We start from the raw sequence: 17,769 nt of genomic DNA, 5'->3' as shown, positions 1-17,769 counted from the left end.
GAAACTGAATGGCAAAATTAAAGCTGACTAAAAATGAGCAGAAGGCACAGAAAGATGCACTGAAAATGTATCAGCGCTATCTTCCGACCCTTACGCTTAAAAAACAGCAGCTGCAGTCAGAAATCCGCACCATTGAAGAAAAGGCAAAGTCTGTCCGAAGTCAGAAAAAAGCTTTGGAAGAAGATTTTGAAAAGTGGATTTCAGTTTTCGGTGAAAAAGACGCATTTAAACCTGACATGGTAACTGTAAAGAATATCAGGAAAGGTTTCGGTAATATTGCCGGCGTAAAGATTCCGGTCTATGAGGGAGCAGATTTTGGCAGGGGTGATTATGACCTCTATTCAACTCCTTTATGGATTGATATGGCTGCAGACCGCATGGAAAAGGCTCTGGAGCTTGACTTGCAGGCAGAAGTGCTTGATGAGCAGGTCCGTCTGCTTTCTCAGGAACTTCGCACTACGACACAGCGTGTAAATCTTTTTGAAAAAGTTAAGATTCCTGAAACTAAGGCTAATATCAAGAAAATCGGTATTTTCCTTGGTGATGAACAGGTTGCTGCTGTTGTACGCTCGAAGATTTCTAAGAAAAAGCTGCAGGGTGCTGTAGCAGATTCTTCTGAGGAGAATGTTCCTGAGAAAAAATCTGCAGGGGTAAAAAAATCCAGCGCAAAAAAGGGGGCTAAAAAATGATCGTTAAAATGAAAAAAGTTTCCCTTGTGGTTCTGGATTCAACAAGAAAAGAATCTCTTAAGGCATTAAGAAAGGCCGGAGTTGTTCATCTTGAGCATATTGAAGGTGAAGGGGCAGCCCTTCAGGCTTTCAGAGAATCATCTCAGGAAACTGATAAGGCTCTGGGCATTCTTGATGAGATTAAAGCTGATAAAAAGCAGAAGATTGTTCAGGAACCGCTTTCAAAAGAGGAAGCATGTGCCAAGGCAAAGGAAATACTGTCACTTAATGACAGAAAGAAGTCTCTGTTTGATTCGATAAATCAGGATTCACAGGAGATTTCCAGACTTGAGAGCTGGGGTGTCGTTGATCCTGAGGAGTTGAAGCTTCTTGCAGAGAAGGCTGTCTTTGCCTATATGTATGAAGTTCCTGCAGAAAAGTATGCTGATATCGGCGATGAAGTGAAGACTGTACTTGTTAATACAACCGGAAAAATTGCAAGATTCCTTGTCGTTTCTGACACAGAGATTCTTGACCGTCCGGCAGGACTTTCTCCTGAGGCATATGCAGTTCCGCTACCAAGGGCTTCTACTGAAATCATCGCAGATGATATCCGTAAGGCACAGCAGGAAATTGACCGTATTAACAGGGAGCTTTTTATCGCAAAAAAATATGCGGCTGCTCTCGTTTCGTACAGAAAGGCTCTTGTCTCTGATATTGAATTTGAAAATGTCAGAAGCGGTATGGCTCATGAAGAAGAATCTGAGTCTGAAAGCATAAGGCTTGCCTGGCTTACTGGATTTGTTCCGGTTGATTCAATGGAAAAATTCAGAAAGGTCTGTGCCGAAAACGGCTGGGCTTATGCCAGTGATGATCCTTCTGATGAAGATCTGGTTCCTACAAAGCTTAAGAACAACAGGGTTGTAAGTCTTATTTATCCTCTGACGGACTTCCTTGATGTAACTCCAGGATATCATGAATTTGATATTTCCGGATGGTTCCTTATGTTCTTCTGCATTTTCTTTGCAATGATTTTTGGTGACGCGGCTTACGGTGCCCTCATTGCACTGCTGGGAATCGGTCTTGCATTTAAGGGGCTTGGTAAGGGCAAATTCTTTGCTCCGATTAATATGTTTGTAATTCTCCTTGGTCTGTGTACCATGGTTTGGGGAGTTATGACATGTTCATGGTTCGGAATTGATGCCTCAAAGCTTCCAAAGGAACTTGTAGAAATGTCGTTCATGCCGTTCTCGAAGGCAAAATATGCTCTTGTAAACGGCTTGCCATTTGATTCTTCTGCAGCTGAAGACTATGCAAATCTTAATCAGAAAATTTTCTGTTTTGTCCTTGCGGTTGTTCAGCTCAGCGTAGCTCACATTATGTGTACGCTCCGCAACAGAAAATCACTTAAGGCAATAGGTGATTTCGGTTCCCTGATTGAACTTTGGGGTATGTTCTATGTAGTAATGGCCATGGTTGGAGATCCGGACAGGTTCTCTCTTGGTGTAAATGAAAGTACCATTTACGTTGCCGGAATACCACTGCCATATCTTGCAATCGGTGTTCTGCTTGCAGGATTTGCACTGAGCTTTGTATTCTCAAATTATGAGGGAAGTGTTAAGGCGTCCGTGCTTGAAAGCTGCAAGAATATAATCAGTGTCGTTCTTGGAGTTGTAAACGTATTCAGTGATACGGTATCTTACATCCGTCTTTGGGCTGTTGCTCTTGCAGGTGCTGCAATAAGCGGAACCATCAATACAATGGCCGGCCCTATGCTGGGTAAGTTTACTATGATTCTCTTCGGAGCGATACTTCTTGTATTCGGTCATGGACTTAATCTTATACTGAATCTTCTTTCAGTAATTGTTCACGGTGTACGTCTGAACACTCTTGAGTTCTCTCAGCACCTTGGAATGGCATGGAGCGGTACAAAATACAGTCCGTTCAGTGAAAAACAGTAGTTACGGTGACCGTCGGTCGCTGCTGATATAAAAAATAATAAAAAGACGCTGAAGCGTATAAAGGAGAAATGTATGAACTGGGGAATGATTGGAGCCGGTGTAGTTATGGGTATTGCTGCTATGGGTAGCGCAATTGGTATTGGTATTGCTGGTCAGGGTGCAATCGGGGCATGGAAACGCTGTTATCTTAACAACAAGCAGGCACCGTTCCTTCTGGTTGTATTTGCAGGTGCTCCTCTTACACAGACTATTTACGGATTCCTTCTTATGAATTCAATGAAGGCAAAGGCACTTGAAGCTGTAGCTGATAAGGCAACACAGTTCTTCCTTCTTGGTCTTGGTTTTGCAGCAGGTCTTGCAATGTGTATGTCTGCAATTGCTCAGGGAAAAGCAGGTGCTGCAGGTTCTGATGCTCTTGGTGAAACCGGAAAAGGCTTTACTAACTACATCATGGTTGTAGGTCTTTGTGAAACTGTTGCTTTGTTTGCAATGGTATTCGGTATGATTGCATAAGCAGAAAATCTGCTTAATTAAGATGAAGGCGTGTATTGATTTTTTCAGTACACGCCTTTTTTGTTATGGCTGATGAAGGTGAGGTGACTTTATCAGTTAAAAGATGTATTCTGTTATGAAGGATGCACAAAACACATCCTGTAGAAGTAATAAATTTTCAGGCGGCATATAAATGAGCATGTATAAGATTCCCCGTACAGTAAAAATCGGCGGTTTTAACGGAATAAGAGAAATCCTTGTGGGAGGAAATAATCCTGTTACAATCCAGACAATGTGGAAAGATGGAATTACAGATGTCTGTGACAGACCTGAAAAGCTTGATTCGATTTTAAAACAGATTAATACGTTGAAATCCTTAGGCTGCGATATCATTCGTTTTGCAGTTCCAGATATGGAAAGCGCCCGTTCTTTGTGCCTTATTCAGTCAAAGACAGATGTACCTCTTGTTGCGGACATTCATTTTGACTATAAGCTTGCCCTGGCATGTCTTGAAGGACCTGTTGCTGCAATCCGCATTAATCCGGGTAATATCGGAAGTTTTGACAGGGTAAAGGTGGTTGTTGACGGCTGCAGGGATAAAAGTGTTGCCATAAGAATAGGTGTAAACTCAGGAAGTCTTCCAAAAGATCTTGAAGTTCAGGTTGAAGCAGGAACTCTGTCCAGAAGTGAAGCTCTTGCCCGGACAGCTTTAAGGGAATGTGAGGCTTTTGAAAAACTTAAATTTGATAATTATGTTGTAAGTATGAAAGCCTCTTCTGTTGAGGAAACTGTAGACGCAAACAGGGCTTTTGCTGCTTTAAGCGATACTCCCCTTCATGTAGGAGTTACGGAAGCCGGTCCCCTTATTACAGGTATCGTAAAGTCAACTCTTGCTTTTTCTACGCTTTTGAAGGATGGAATAGGTTCTACAATACGGGTAAGCCTTTCTTCTTCTCCTGAAAATGAAGTAATTACAGGCCGGGAGATTCTTCATGAATGCGGTTTCAGAAAAGGCGGTGTTACTCTGGTGAGCTGTCCGAGATGCGGCCGGATTGGATTTGACGTTCATTCCTTTGTAGAGCGATGGCAGGCTGAACTGCTTTCCATGAAAAAGAACGTTACCATTGCTGTCATGGGATGTGTGGTAAACGGTCCTGGTGAAGGAAAGCACGCAGACCTGGGTATAGCTGGCGGCGGAGATAAATGCATTATTTTTAAGAAAGGAAAAATAGTACGAACGATTGACTCAAAAGATGCCGATAATGTATTCAGGCAGGAACTGGAGTCTTTATAGAATGAAAAAATTTGTTTTTGCAGTCTTATTTGTTTTATTGAATGTATTACCATTGTTTTCTCAGACTATAATCCGCAAGGTAGAACGGGGTGAAGAGGCCTGGCGCTATCTCATAAAGGCCCGGAAGAACATGGAAAATGCAGAGTATGCTTCTGCCATAGAAAATGCTGAATTTGCAAAGGCGTCTGCAAAACAGAATGCGGATTGGGAACTTTATGTGCTTCAGAATACTCAGAAAAGAACCCGGGTAAGAAGAGCCGGAGATAACATTCTTGATGTTCTTGAGGTTTTAAAAGAACTTGAACTTAATGATGCGGTTTCTGTCGTTGAACGTAATATTGAAGAACGGGGAATCGATTATTTTGACGGTAAATTTTCAAAAATGATGGATAGCGAGGAATATTTTTCCCACTGTCCGGAAGCAGACTGCATAATTGCAATGGTATACAGGCTGGAGGGGGAGTATGACCTTGCCTTAAGGTATATGAATCTTGCCTATGAATATGCAGACAATCTTATAATACCTGCTCAGAAATATGAAATTTTATATTCACTTGCAGACATCGCCTTTGATCTTGGAGATGAAGATTCTTACGAAAAATACCTGCTTTCTGTACTGAAGGATAATCCGTATTATACTGATAAGAATTTTATGGAAGCATTTACCTCTTTTACCGGAAATGACAGTGAAGACGGTGTAGAAAAGTTCTTTCTTCTTTACAGAAACAACGGGTATGAATCAATTAAGGCGCTTTCAAAACTTTCACAGTTTTATTTGCGGAAGGGACAGCAGGAAAAGGCATTGCAGTGTTCAGCTTTAGGCAGTATTTCAATCATTACGAAAATAGAAGAAACGCTGAAGGAACGTATAATCGGTTACAGCTATACGACACTGGAAGATCTGCTTATAAAAAGTGCCAGATTTGAGGATATCGTAGGCTGGGGAAGTGAAAACTGCATCTGGGAAACACTTTACAACTTTGCAGATGTTACAGCTTCCTGTGGTAAGATTAATTTTTCTTCAAGACTGTTCAAAGTACTTGCCGGATGCCTTGGAGATAATTACTGGCGTAAAATGGCAGCCGGCCGTGTTTATTTAGAAGTGCCTTCCGAGACCGATAAAGTATTCCAGTGAGCCGCCGTTCCTCCATGAACTGTCAAAGTCTTTCTTTCCGTTGAGGATTTTCTTTGAAAGGTCAATTCCAACGCTTGCCCTGATTACAAAACTCTTCCATCTTGCAGGATATACAAGAACTTCAAGACCACCGGTATAGATTCCTTCGTCAAGAGAGAAGGTTGTCTTTGTACCCCTGTTTTTTATAAGTGCAACGTCAAAGAATGGTGACCACTGCATTTCAAAATCAAGATATCTCATAAGGAATCTTGGAACTGCAGCAAGTGCACGTACAGGAGCCGGTTTTGTTTCGTAGGAACCGAATATTGCATAGCTCCAGTCAAGCCAGTGTGTAGTAATTATGTGAACTGGAAGGTCAAAATTAAATACAAGGGCTGCCGGTGTTTCCAGAGCATAGTTGTTTGCGTCTACAGGTGCAATTTTTTTGCTGAAGGTCTGGTTGTCAGCCGCACCGCGTACGTATGACCCGATTTTTGCCGTACAGTTAAGTCCTGCAATGAAATTAATGTCTATGGCAATTGCTGCATATTTTAAGCTTTTGAAAAGTTCAATTTCGCCTTCAACTTTTGGCATTACGCATTTGCTTATTATGTCCTGGCTGTAATCCCATCCTATAGTCTGGGTTGTACTGATGGAGTATCCGTTCCTGAAGTTGTAAGGACCTGTCCAGTTTATGCGTGAAAGGGAAAAAGTCTGTGAAAGTGCAAGGACAGGTGTTTTGGAAAGGTCGGTATTATCTTTTGAGATTCCATCAGCATCCCAGTTGTAGGTAAAGCTAAGTTTTGGTGTATACATTACCTGTGTTGTATTTCCGATATATCCAAGAACCATAGGGGTAGAAACAGATGCTGATTCTACAAAATAGAATTCATCTCCAAAATCAAGGTAAGAAGCATCTCTGTTGACTGACTGGGTAAAATTAAATTCCAGCTTATTGTGATAGTTGCCGAAAGGAACTGCAACTGTTATTCCCGTTTCATAAGAAAATTCCGGCTTATCTTCTCCTATCTGCCATGAAAAGCTGAAATCGTTGCTCCAGGTTTCTTCTGTTTTTCCTATGCTGAAAGGGTAGTCGTAATCAAAATTAAATCCGCCGTAAACTTTAGAATAGTCTTCCGGATGATCTTCGTCTCCCAGCTGAAAATTAATGTCAACGTTTAAGTCTTCCATGAGTCCCAGAAAGTTATTATCCTTCAGTTTAAGCTTGGCTTCAAAGCCTGAGTTAGAGTCAAGGCTTGGTTTTGGAAATACAAGGAGGGAAATACTGTCCTTTAATTTGTATTCAGCTGAAATTACGTTGTTTTCATCTGTTGTATACGTGTATGATACAGAGTCGAACTGTCTTGTGTTCTGCAGCTCCTGAAGAATTTCTTTAAGATAGTTTTCTGCTTCTTCCTGGGTCTTGAATATTTTTGAATGGTTGATTTCCGTAATGTTTCTTTCGATGGCTTCCGGGCGGGTTCTTCCCCTGACGTTAAAGTTTACCGTTCCGATTCTGTAACCGGTATTTTCGGAAGTTTCCTGTGCAGTGACAGGAAGAGCTGACAGTGAAGAAAACATAACAGCTGCCATAAACAAAACTTTTTTAATTAAATACATGATTTAGTATGCTCCTTTGCGCTTTAATACAACCCAAACAGTTTTGATTATAATCCAGATATCAAGCCAGATTGACCAGTTCTGAATGTAGTAAGTATCCAGTGAGATTCTTTCTTCGTATCCGGTATCACTGCGACCTGAAATCTGCCACATTCCGCTTAACCCCGGAGTAACGGAGAGGACGTAGTCCCTGTATTTTCCGTATTTTTCCAGCTCGCCTTCCGTTACCGGACGCGGGCCTACAAAACTCATTGAACCTGTAAAAATATTCCACAGCTGGGGAAGTTCGTCAAGGCTGGTTTTTCTTAAGAATTTACCGAATTTTGTAACCCGCGGGTCATCTGTAAATTTACGGTCTTTTTCCCATTCAGCTGCCCTGACCGGGTCTTCAGCAAGAATTTTTTTAAGCTTTTCCTCTGCATCAATGCACATTGAACGGAATTTCCAGCATTTTATTTCCCGGTGATTCTGTCCTACGCGTTTGTGTCCGTAAAAAACGGGACCTTTTGACGTAAGTTTTATTCCGACTGCACAGAAAATTCCCACGGGAATGACAATCGGTGAAATTATAAGGCACATGAGTATGTCTATGGTTCGTTTTAAAAAGAGGGCACCGAATTTTGTAAGATAGTTTGTTGAGGAGAAGCCGAGAATTCCTCCGAAATTTTTCATTTTAAGGGAAAGAGTAGTTGCCAGCTGGTTTCTCGGAACTCTTATCATGTAGCGGTATTTTGTCTGAATTACTTCAAGGTCAGTTTTATAGTCACAGACTATGGCTACTTTTATTTTCAGGTTAGAGATTATTTTTTTGAGATAATCGCTGTCCTGTCGTACAGGTATGTCCATAAAAGTGCTTTCTGCAGAAGAATCGTCTGTGATGATAAGAATCGGAATGTAACCGAAATTCGGATGTGCAATCAGTCTTTTTATGATTTCATGTCCGTTTGTTCCGTGGGTATATATTACAGCCGGAACTCCCCACCAGGAAAATCTGCAGCTGATGCGCCTTGCCAGTTCCCTGAACAGAGGAAGGAAAAGGGTTGCAAAAGGCCATGCCGTTATAAGAGCCAGTGCGATAGGTATGAAATCCCTTGTTGACTTTATTGTTGTTATTGCAAGAGCCATTCCGATAAGGCACAGAAAAGAACAGGTTGAAAACTTCTTTACTTCATCTTCCGGAGCAAGAAGAATTCCAGGGTAAAGCCCGGCAGCATAAAATACAACTGCTATAAACGGGAGAAAAAGAGAGTATTTGATAAAAGACCTGAGCCAGATTGAGGACGGGCTTATGAAATTTATGATGAAAAAGCCCATTCCGATTGAAATCATTATAGCCAGAGCATCAAAGAAAAACAGAGAAAGTCCCGTAACAAAGGAACTTGTATATTTATATTTAGACCTGAGCTGGGCCTGAAAAGTATCTTCTTTAGTATTCATAGCGCTTGAACAATTATACTGGAAAATGCTGTGGTTTACAATGTCACGGGGGCTTTTTTAAGGTTAATTTATTATTGAAAAAGCTGTTTTATTATAATTTCCGCAGTATTTTTGTATGAATAGGGATTGTTGAAACCGGACAGGTCTTCAGGTGTGTTCCAGGCCTTAAGCATTTTTTCTGTCAGGGAATCAGAATCTTCTGTTTTAAAGAAGAATACCGGAAGGGTACCGTAAATTTCCTTAAATACCGGGATGTCAGAAATAACTGCCTGGGTTCCTGCGCATAATGCCTGAAGCGGAGGTATGCCGAAGCCTTCATAAAGTGAGGGCTGTACAAGAAGTTTTGCGGAAGAAAGGAGCCTGCGTAAAGTTTCATTGCTGACAAAGCCTGTAAATTCAATTTTTTCTGAAGGAATCTTTTCTATAAGACTGCTTAAGGTATCATCTTTAGTCCTGAAGTTATCCTGACTGCCTACAATGATAAGTTTTGCACCTGCTGCTGAGGTACCGGATGAGGCACTGCAGAATTTAGGGAATGCTTCCAGCAGAGTTTTAAGCCCCTTGTGCCGTTTTATGTTTCCGATGAATATTACGGAATCAGTTTTTTCAGTATTCTTTTCCTGCTCGGAAGACTGAAGATAGGAAGGAAGACCATTATAGACTACAGTTATTTCTTTTTTGCAGTTGAGTTTTTTCTGAATCCGTTCTTTGCTGAACTGAGAAACTGTAAATATTCCTTTTGATTTTCTTACGGCACGCTTATAAAAGAATTTTCTGGCTGCAGTTCCAGCTTTTCCTGTAAGCCCCTTAACGTCGAGAAAAACAATATCATGAATTGTCGTGTAGACCGGTATTTTTATTCCCCCAGGGATATTACAGTAAGGAGAAAAATATACGTCACATTCATTTATTTTTTTCAGGAGTTCAGCCGGAAAACAGAACATTTCTTTAAGGGAAAAGGTTTTTATTGAGCAGGAAATAAATTCACAGTTACTGCCTGTTTCTGTTTGACCTGCAGGCGAAGCTTTATCTCCAAAAAGAAGGAATTCATTTTCTGTTTTAAGGAAGAAGGGAAGTATTTCATCCAGAAATGTTCCGATCCCGCTTTTTCCGCTCATCCGGCAGTCGATGGCAATTTTCATCTGAGACCTCTTTCTGCAAGTTCCTTGATTTCTTCCCTGAACCGCTGTGCGCTGAAGGTTTTTGCATGATCAGTTATTGTTTTTACATCAAAGGCACCGTTTCTGCTCAGTTCCTCAAATCTGAGTATGGCTTCCTTTACGGATGAAGTTTCCTGCCTGTCGAAATAAACTCCGGTAATACCGTCTTTTACGGTTTCAAGGGCACCGCCTTTTCCGTAGGCTATTACGGGACGGCCGCAGCACTGAACTTCCACAGGAATGATTCCGAAATCTTCTTCCGCGCTGAAAATAAGTGCCTTGCATTTCTGAAGGTAAGCAGAAACTTCTTCATCGCTGATTCGTCCGGTAAAGGTAATTACTGAGTTTTTATAGGATGAGGCAAGTTTTTTTAATTCAGCTTCCTGACTTCCGCTTCCGATTACTATAAGTTTTTTACCCAGTTCTCCGCAGGCTTTTATTGCAAGGTCGATTCTTTTATATGGAACAAACCTGCTGAAGGCAACGTAAAAATCCTCAGGAGGAAGACCGTCCGGACCGAGACGTTCAGTGTCTACAGGAGGAAAAATAACCTGGGCATCTCTGTTCCAGAATTTTTTAATTCTTCTCTTAATATATGAAGAGTTTGCTGCAATTGCATCAATTCTCTGGCTTGAAATATAATCCCACTGACGGATTTTTCCCATCATCCGTTTCATGAAAAATCTTGTAAGAAAACCTGAAGAGCGGAAGTAGTCATAGTAAAGATCCCAGGCGTATCTCATTGGAGAATGAACGTACGCAACAAATCTTGTGTCTGGAGAAGTAATGACGCCTTTTGCACAGCAGGAGGAACTTGCAATTACAAGGTTATAGGATGTAAGGTCAAAACTTTCAAAGGCTTTTGGCATTAAAAAAAGAAGTTTTGTGTAAAGTTTTTTACTGAATGGAATTTTCTGCACGAAAGATGCATGAACTTTTTCTTTCGGAAAATGCCGGGACATCTTTTTTTCATCATAAACCAGAGTATATATGTCTGCCTCAGGATAAACCTTAAGCATTTCTTCAACAACGCGTTCTGCTCCTCCGTAAGTGGTGAGCCAGTCATGTACGATTGCAACTTTCATTCCCACATTATAGCAGATGACGATTTATTGATAAAGACGCAAAAATATCGTATCCTTTTTTTTATGAATAGAATTTTAAAGTTATTTTTAATTTCAGCTGCAGTCAGTTCTTTCCTGACTTTTCCACTGCATGCCCAGAGTTCAGTTTCAGAAACTTCAGGTGAGGAAGGACAGATTCTTCACAATTATGAAGCAGGTGACATCAGGTTTTCAGAAGATACTTTGTTTTCTCATCATGGAGAAAGACATTATATAACTGCTGCTACGGGAATGTTTGTTCCGACTGTTGTTCTTTCTTTATGGAACCGCTATGCTTCCGGCTCCGGCTGGGCTAAGGTTGATTATGCAAGAAATTTCAACCGGATAAAAAACGGTACTGTAAAATGGGAATGGGATACGGACTGGTACTGGACAAATTTTGTTCTTCATCCATATCAGGGACAGCTTTCTTATTCTGCATTCAGGACTGCAAACTTTTCTCAGTTTGAAAGTATTCTTGCCGCAACTTTCGGTTCGTTTGTCTGGGAAACCATGTGTGAAAACAATACTCCTTCCCTTAATGATATGGTCTACACTTCTTTGGGGGCGTGGCCTATGGGAGAAATGCTGCACCGCCTTTCTTTTGAAGCTGATGAAGCATGGGGACCGCTCCGTTTCCTTATTACTCCAATGAGAATATGGAATGAGGGAATTACAGGGGACAGACCCTACGGTACTCACGGTAATATAAAGGAACTTTCTTTTTATACAGGCTTCGGTGCTGCTAACGGCGTTAATGATGCTGCTGACTATGAAAAGGCAGATGAAGTTTATCCTCTGTTTGCTTCCTTAGGACTTAATGTTGTCTATGGAGATTCTTTTTATCATGACTCCAATGATCCTTTCAGTGCATTCAATCTTTCTATAGGCGGCTCTTTGGGAAAAGGCTGCGGAGAAGGTTACAGAGCTCTTGAAAAAGACCTGATGCATAATCTTTACATTTTCTCTGACGGCTGGGTACTTTCCCGTTCCGTTGCAGAATCTGACGGCAGGGACACAACCGTCGGCCTTATTTTTGACTATGATTTTCTCTGGCATTCCTTCATGAATTTTTCTACGCTTGCTCCGGGGTTTGCAGTCAAGCAGCGCTTTACCGGAGAAAAGGCAAAAGTTGAATGGGAACTTCACCTGGATGCCGTTGTTTTAGGTACCCATGACGTCTGGTATTACAGAAGGGGCATAATAGATTCAGACAGAATTTATAAGGCCTATAATTATTCTGTTGGTGGTGAAGCAGTTGCGGCTGTCCGCTATAAATTTCATGATGGTCCTGCATTTGTTCTTAATGATCATTTTTATGCTTTTTATGATTTTAAGGATGCAAAGCATGAGGTTGAACCAGGAGTTTCAGTATTCAATTATCTGAGGGGAGAGGTAACCTTCCCGGTAAGTGAAGAAATTGACCTCGGCGCAGAAAACATTCTTTATTCTGCTTATTCCGTATTTGATGAATATCCTGATATTGCTTCCCTTATGTATTCTGCAGGATTTTTTGTAAGGTACAATCTTAAATAAAAAAATATACAGCTGCTTTAAAAGCAGAAGCACTCCGGATAACAGAAAAATCTGAAATATCCGGAGTGCTTTTTTTTTACATTATGACTGCATCATCTGATCAGTTACAGAGAATTAAGAAAGGCTTTGTTTTCTTTTGCAAAGCTGTTCTGATTCTGGAAACTGTCCCAGTTGATTGACCAGGTCATGATTCCCCTGAGGCCAGGATGTTTTGCATTTATTTTTCTAAATGCTTCCTGAAGTCCTGCATTTGAAATCTGTCCTGAACCGGCAGCGCCTGATGAACATGGAACTGCAATTACAACCTGATCCGGGCGGAGTGCAGGGAACATGTATGCAGAATTGTTGTTTACGCTGAATCCTTCAAGGAGCATGTTGCACATTTCTACGATTCCTTCAACTGTGCCCATGTTATAATACTGACCGTCACGTCCTACAATCGGTGCAGAATTGTAAAGCTGTGTCTGAACATAAGTTGTCTTGTCACGGAGGGCATATACCATTGCAAGGTATGCGCCGGCACGGCTGTCAACATAACTGTTTGCTCCACCGTAATACTGATGTCCAAGCTGCATGTAGAAAGTTTCCGGTGCCCATGAAAGAATGAAATCATCTCCATGTGCATCGCAGATCTGTCTGATGGCAGAAATCATATTTTTAATGCGTGGAGTCTGTACATTTCTGAAATCAGGATCTGCACCGCTGTTAAGCTGAACTGATGACTGTTCAAGGTCAATGTCAATTCCGTCAAATTCATATTCATCAACGAGGGCATTTATCTGGCGTACGAAGTTTGAAACGGCTGTTTCATCTGCAAGATAGAAGTATCCTTCATAACCGCCGATAGAGAGTACGATTTTCTTTCCTTTTGAATGGAGAAGCTTTACATCACTCTTGAATTCTGTAAGGCTGTATCCGTCTTTTGAAGCTACAGAAAACTTCATGTTTCCGTTTCCACTGCCTGGAGTTACAGGTTCTGCGAAAGCAATATTGATTACATCCCATGAGGAATCAACGTTACGAAGCTTGATGAATGGAGTTCCGCCGTCCCAGTTATGCCAGTATCCGCTCATGATTCTTGCAGGAAGCTGAGTGTTTACCGGTCCTTCAGGAATATCAGGATATGAAGGAGTTTCCGGTTCAGAAGGAGTTTCTGGTTCTGACGGAGTCTGAGGCTGTTCTGACGGTTGTTCGCTGGAAGGATTTGAACCGTCAAGGTCGCTTCTTAATTTCCAGAACCAGAGTCCTGCTGTTCCAGGTACCCATGCGGAATTAGAAGTATGTGCATAGTCACATTCATAAACTGCACCATTGTAAATTACAAGGTCTCCTGTGTTGTAGTGAACGCTGTTTGCTGACCATTCCGGATAAGAAGGAGTCTGCGGATTATCTGATCCCGGATTTGTAGTACCAGGATTATCTGATCCCGGATTAGGATTATCTGTTTCAGGCTTTTCTGGAGTTACAGGGTCTGTGTCGTTGAGCTGTGCAAGATATGCACCGATTTTATTTGCAAAGTTATAGCCGTTTGATGCATCCCAGTTGATGGACCATGTCATTACACCGCGGAGACCAGGATATGTATGAGGCGGCATGTATGAACCGTGTCTTGTTCCGTGAACAAGAGTATCAAGAGCATTTATGATAATCTGCGGATCTACATAGCCTGAACCTGCACCTCTTGTTGAAGCCGGGAGTCCAAGTCCTACCTGATCCGGGCGGAGTCCGTGTTCCAGCTGAATTGCTGCAAGGGCTGTAAGGAAGTTTTCGTTTCCCTGAGCGTATACGTTTCCGTCTTCTCCAAGCATAGATCCGGAATTGTAGTACTGCATGTTGTTGATTGTAAGGATGTCAGAAATTGCAAGAGCCAGCTTGAAATATTCCATTCCGGTTGTCTGCATGTCAATTGTCTGAGGTGCCATTGTAATGATTGAGCCTTTTGGAATTGCGCGGAGTGCCTTTGAAATATACTCTGCATTTATTCCGTGCTCAAGATCAATATCTACACCTTCAAATCCGTATTCATTCATGAGGGAAGTAATGCTTGAAGCAAATCTTGAGGCTGCTGCATCACTGTTAATGAGAACGTTTCCTGTTTCTCCGCCTACAGAGAGAATTACGTGCTGACCGCGGGCTTTTGCTGCTGCAATATCTGCAATGAACTGAGCCTTTGAAAAGCCTAAAGATGTATCAAGATTGAATACTACTTCACCAGGAGTTCCTGTTGATTCACCAAAGGCAACGCAGATAATGTTGTATGCAAGCGGTACGTCCGTAATGCGGAGAACTTTTGCTCCGTTGTTGAAATTCTGCCAGTAACCTGTAAGAACATAAGTTGGAAGTCCTTCTACTTCAATTGTTCCCCCACCGATTACAGGCGGGATATAAGGTTCTTCTCCTGAAGGATTGTCATTTCCCGGTGTTTCCGGTTCTGTATTTCCCGGTTCCTGAGAAGAGCTTCCCTGAGTTACTGTGTATTTTACAGTGTTCGAAAGTGTTGAACCGAATTTGTTTGAGATCTTTACCTGATATTCATAGGTACCGTTGGCTTTTCCGGTAACATTGAATGTGTAAGACTGTGCGGAAGGGGAGTTGTCTGTAAGAATTACAGATTCAACTGTTTTTCCGTTTTCAATAAGTTCTGCAAGAGTTCCGTTCTGACCCCACCAGATGTTCATTCTGATGCCGAAAGAAGATTCTCCGTTCCATTTTGTCTGTTCGATGGATGGAGCAGCAGGTACACCTGTAGCTTTTCCTCCGTCAGGAATTTCTGTAACAGGTTCTTTGTCATTTCCGTCAGAAGGTGTTTCTGGATTTGAAGGATCAGATGGAGTTACCGGAGTTGTGTCATCATCAAAAACAACGCCTTCAAGCATTGAGTCTGCAATGATGTTTACAAGATCGTATCCGTTTTTCCAGTCATCACCGTCAAGTTCCCAGTACATTGCACCGCCGAGATTGTTCTCTTTGATGTAGTTCATTTTTGTACGTACGGCTTCTGCATCATCATAAGTGTATAATGCCTTTGCAGAACGGTTGTAAAGCCAGCATGCTTTTGAATATGGATCGCGGAATTTTTCCCATCCGGCCTGATTTTCGAGAGCTTTAATTTCGTAGTATGGACTCTGTCCTCCAACTCCCCATGTACCGCTGAGACTTGAACCTCCGTTTCCGAACATTCCGTCCGGTGTTCCGTTTCCGTCAAAGTCATGTCCTCCCGAAACATCATTCCAGCCGCGGCTGTAGAAAGGAATTCCAAGTACGATTTTTTCTGAAGGAACCCCCTGCCTGATGAATTCTTTTACAGCCCAGTCGATGTTGTATTTTTCGCGAATCTGAGCATTCGGGTTGTTGTCATAGGGACTTGAATAAAGAGGAGCCTGATGACCTGTTGTCGGTTCAAATGCACCGTGCATGTCATAGCTCATGAGGTTAAGGGCATCCAGATATTTGCTGTATTCACCAGGATTTGTTACTGCAATCTTATCATAGCCTACACCGATTGCTGCAGTAAGTTCATAGTATTTGCCGTCTTTTGCTCCCTGTGCATCAAGAGCTTCACGTATTGCCTTGAGGAAAAGGGTGTAGTTTTCTTTGTCTTCAATTGAGCCCGGGGCTCCTTTGTCAAACTCATCGTTGGGATCCTTGTCTCTGTGAACACCCGGATATTCCCAGTCGATGTCTACACCGTCAAGATTGTTTGCTGTAACAAATCTAACAAGATTGTCAGCTGCTCTTTTTCTTGACTGTTCAGAAGCTGCAGCTGCATGGAACCCGTGAGATTTTGTCCAGCCGCCAACAGAAATAAGAACTTTTACGTGCGGGTACTTTGCCTTGTATTTTCTTAAAAGTCCAAGGCAGCCTTTGTACTGTGAATCCCATTTTTCTCCGTCGCTTACGATTTCGCTGGTTGCCCATGAATCGTAAATTTCAACGGACTGGTCTGCAGGATTAAGGCCTACAAAAGCATAGTTGATGTGGGTGAGTTTGTCGTAAGGAACGTTCTGCGGGAAATAATTACCATGTGCTCCATAGATTCCCCATTCACAGAAATATCCAGTGACTCTTTTAGGTGATTCCGTTGATGATGCAGAGCGGTAATTTGCACTGCTTTGATTAACGGATCCGTTGCTGTCTTCCTGGACAGATATTTCACTGCTGCAGGAAGCGACTAATGCGGCAATACTCATGGCGAGTGCTGCTGCAATTACTCTGACTTTTTTCATTTTTTCTCCATTTTTTTTGGATTTTTATGAAATTAGGGTAATTGCAGTATTGAAATTTTTAAAGTTTCAGCATTTCGGGAACCGGTCTGATTTTTCGTGTCATTTTTTTGTTTCTTTTATCAGAATCTGCTTTCTGCAATCTTATGTTATTTTTTTTACTTTCAGGTAATCTTTACTTAAGTTTCATTATTTCTTCTTCTGACAGCCCGCTTGCCTGAGCTATCTGAGATAAAGTAAGTACATTCATTTTAATAAGAGTTCTTGCCGTTTCAATCCTGGCATTCCGTGCTCCTGCTGCATGTCCCCGGCGTTCAGCTTCTTCCGTCTTTACCTGTATGTCTGTTTCGTAGTCATATTCGTTGAATACCATGCTTATTACCTCCGATGCCTTGCGGCGCAGGTAATCAGGAAGAAGGTTCTGCTTCTGCGCCTTAAGTACTGCCCTTGTCATGAAGTCTGATGCTCCGCTGCTTTTTTCTTCTTCTACAAGGCTGATGAATTTTACATAATTATCCAGCGGCTGGCAAGAAGAAAAGTCCAGCGTACATTCCGGATGCTTTATGTTGAACACCTTTACGTTAAGCTCCAGGGGAACTTCACTTCCTGCCTTTTTATCAATGAAGGAATCCGACAGCCTGAGTATTTTCTGCGGAGGATAGTTCCTGCTTCCGTTGTAGATGACGTAGAACTCCGGTGAAGGAATCATCTTTCGTTCCGTTGAAAACTTAAGCCTTGAATCCACAATCCTTTCATAGATGCGGGAACAGTAAATACGTCGAGTCAAGGCACGCTAACGCTTAAAGCCTTGACTTCGCCGTTTTGAGGGTTTGTACTACCCCCTCAATCAGAAAGCGCAGGGGCATGTTCTCGTTTACTGAAGACTGGTGCTCCAGCAGGACGACAAGCTTTCCGTTGACGAGCATGGATATGTCGTTGCAGAAAGACTTGTAGATTACCTGCTCAATCTTTACGTCTTCAAGAACCGTATCTTCAGGCCGAAGGGAATTCCCGGAAATGCAGTTGTACAGTTCAATAAAGTTTTTCTTTCCAACGACTGCATCCTTTGAAAAATAGTCTACGAAGAGACTGTCCTTAACCGTTCGGTTTTCATTTTCTTTTTCCATACATATATATTTGCACTGAATTTTCAAAATCTGC

The 17,769-nt window shown here is 41.9% G+C and carries 13 protein-coding genes; 6 read left to right on the top strand and 7 right to left on the bottom strand.

The annotated features are described in order from the left end of the window. Window positions 1–8: 8 nt before the first annotated feature. The 5 genes from HNP77_RS04015 (at window position 9) to HNP77_RS03995 (ending at window position 5,550) form a co-directional block, all read left to right on the top strand. Window positions 9–689: a V-type ATP synthase subunit D gene (locus HNP77_RS04015; protein ID WP_184651863.1), complete on the top strand. Its 681-nt coding sequence runs from the start codon at window positions 9–11 to the stop codon at window positions 687–689. Then, window positions 686–2,629: a V-type ATP synthase subunit I gene (locus HNP77_RS04010; RefSeq protein ID WP_184651862.1), complete on the top strand. Its 1,944-nt coding sequence runs from the start codon at window positions 686–688 to the stop codon at window positions 2,627–2,629. Before HNP77_RS04015 ends, HNP77_RS04010 begins: the two co-directional genes overlap by 4 nt. A 72-nt stretch (window positions 2,630–2,701) precedes the next feature. Then, the gene (locus HNP77_RS04005) at window positions 2,702–3,142 is read left to right on the top strand and encodes a V-type ATP synthase subunit K (protein ID WP_184651861.1); all 441 of its coding nucleotides are present in this window, start codon (window positions 2,702–2,704) and stop codon (window positions 3,140–3,142) included. A gap of 172 nt (window positions 3,143–3,314) precedes the next feature. Further along, a complete protein-coding gene (gene ispG / locus HNP77_RS04000; RefSeq protein WP_184651860.1) occupies window positions 3,315–4,415 on the top strand; it encodes a flavodoxin-dependent (E)-4-hydroxy-3-methylbut-2-enyl-diphosphate synthase in 1,101 nt (366 codons plus the stop codon). 1 nt (window position 4,416) lies between these two features. Next, a complete protein-coding gene (locus HNP77_RS03995; protein ID WP_184651859.1) occupies window positions 4,417–5,550 on the top strand; it encodes a tetratricopeptide repeat protein in 1,134 nt (377 codons plus the stop codon). On the opposite strand, the gene HNP77_RS03990 is transcribed toward HNP77_RS03995, so the two are convergent. From HNP77_RS03990 to HNP77_RS03975, 4 genes are all read right to left on the bottom strand, one after another. After that, window positions 5,512–7,149: a BamA/TamA family outer membrane protein gene (locus tag HNP77_RS03990; protein ID WP_184651858.1), complete on the bottom strand. Its 1,638-nt coding sequence runs from the start codon at window positions 7,147–7,149 to the stop codon at window positions 5,512–5,514. The two genes, HNP77_RS03995 and HNP77_RS03990, sit on opposite strands and share 39 nt — an antisense overlap. A 3-nt stretch (window positions 7,150–7,152) precedes the next feature. After that, on the bottom strand, window positions 7,153–8,586 hold the full coding sequence (gene wbaP, locus HNP77_RS03985) for an undecaprenyl-phosphate galactose phosphotransferase WbaP (protein WP_184651857.1): 1,434 nt from the start codon (window positions 8,584–8,586) through the stop codon (window positions 7,153–7,155). 71 nt (window positions 8,587–8,657) lie between these two features. After that, window positions 8,658–9,728, bottom strand: coding sequence for a glycosyltransferase family 4 protein (locus HNP77_RS03980; RefSeq protein ID WP_184651856.1), 1,071 nt, complete (start codon window positions 9,726–9,728; stop codon window positions 8,658–8,660). Further along, on the bottom strand, window positions 9,725–10,831 hold the full coding sequence (locus HNP77_RS03975; protein WP_184651855.1) for a glycosyltransferase: 1,107 nt from the start codon (window positions 10,829–10,831) through the stop codon (window positions 9,725–9,727). The genes HNP77_RS03980 and HNP77_RS03975 overlap by 4 nt, the downstream gene beginning before the upstream one ends. A gap of 63 nt (window positions 10,832–10,894) precedes the next feature. Here HNP77_RS03975 and HNP77_RS03970 point away from each other — a divergent pair, with 63 nt between their 5' ends. After that, complete coding sequence (locus HNP77_RS03970) at window positions 10,895–12,385, top strand: DUF3943 domain-containing protein (protein ID WP_184651854.1); 1,491 nt, start codon at window positions 10,895–10,897, stop codon at window positions 12,383–12,385. A 104-nt stretch (window positions 12,386–12,489) separates the two neighbouring features. Here HNP77_RS03970 and HNP77_RS03965 read toward each other — a convergent pair whose 3' ends face one another. The 3 genes from HNP77_RS03965 to HNP77_RS03955 form a co-directional block, all read right to left on the bottom strand. Continuing rightward, entirely contained in the window at window positions 12,490–16,611 is a 4,122-nt protein-coding gene (locus HNP77_RS03965; RefSeq protein WP_184651853.1) for a glycosyl hydrolase family 18 protein, read from the bottom strand. A gap of 172 nt (window positions 16,612–16,783) precedes the next feature. After that, window positions 16,784–17,395, bottom strand: a complete 612-nt coding sequence (locus HNP77_RS03960) for a hypothetical protein (RefSeq protein ID WP_184651852.1) — start codon at window positions 17,393–17,395, stop codon at window positions 16,784–16,786. A gap of 13 nt (window positions 17,396–17,408) precedes the next feature. Further along, window positions 17,409–17,735, bottom strand: a complete 327-nt coding sequence (locus HNP77_RS03955) for an RpnC/YadD family protein (RefSeq protein WP_184651851.1) — start codon at window positions 17,733–17,735, stop codon at window positions 17,409–17,411. Window positions 17,736–17,769: the final 34 nt, after the last annotated feature.

The organism is Treponema rectale, from assembly GCF_014202035.1.
Lineage (GTDB): Bacteria > Spirochaetota > Spirochaetia > Treponematales > Treponemataceae > Treponema_D > Treponema_D rectale.
This window is presented reverse-complemented; position numbering and strand designations above follow the sequence as displayed.

What these genes read in the sequence shown, in the direction of transcription:
- HNP77_RS03980 (WP_184651856.1), bottom strand. Translation starts at nt 9,728, where the DNA reads ATGAAAATTGCCATCGACTGCCGGATGAGCGGAAAAAGCGGGATCGGA.
- HNP77_RS03990 (WP_184651858.1), bottom strand. Translation starts at nt 7,149, where the DNA reads ATGTATTTAATTAAAAAAGTTTTGTTTATGGCAGCTGTTATGTTTTCT.
- HNP77_RS03965 (WP_184651853.1), bottom strand. Translation starts at nt 16,611, where the DNA reads ATGAAAAAAGTCAGAGTAATTGCAGCAGCACTCGCCATGAGTATTGCC.
- HNP77_RS03955 (WP_184651851.1), bottom strand. Translation starts at nt 17,735, where the DNA reads ATGGAAAAAGAAAATGAAAACCGAACGGTTAAGGACAGTCTCTTCGTA.
- HNP77_RS03995 (WP_184651859.1), top strand. Translation starts at nt 4,417, where the DNA reads ATGAAAAAATTTGTTTTTGCAGTCTTATTTGTTTTATTGAATGTATTA.
- HNP77_RS03975 (WP_184651855.1), bottom strand. Translation starts at nt 10,831, where the DNA reads ATGAAAGTTGCAATCGTACATGACTGGCTCACCACTTACGGAGGAGCA.
- wbaP (WP_184651857.1), bottom strand. Translation starts at nt 8,586, where the DNA reads ATGAATACTAAAGAAGATACTTTTCAGGCCCAGCTCAGGTCTAAATAT.
- ispG (WP_184651860.1), top strand. Translation starts at nt 3,315, where the DNA reads ATGAGCATGTATAAGATTCCCCGTACAGTAAAAATCGGCGGTTTTAAC.
- HNP77_RS04015 (WP_184651863.1), top strand. Translation starts at nt 9, where the DNA reads ATGGCAAAATTAAAGCTGACTAAAAATGAGCAGAAGGCACAGAAAGAT.
- HNP77_RS04005 (WP_184651861.1), top strand. Translation starts at nt 2,702, where the DNA reads ATGAACTGGGGAATGATTGGAGCCGGTGTAGTTATGGGTATTGCTGCT.
- HNP77_RS04010 (WP_184651862.1), top strand. Translation starts at nt 686, where the DNA reads ATGATCGTTAAAATGAAAAAAGTTTCCCTTGTGGTTCTGGATTCAACA.
- HNP77_RS03970 (WP_184651854.1), top strand. Translation starts at nt 10,895, where the DNA reads ATGAATAGAATTTTAAAGTTATTTTTAATTTCAGCTGCAGTCAGTTCT.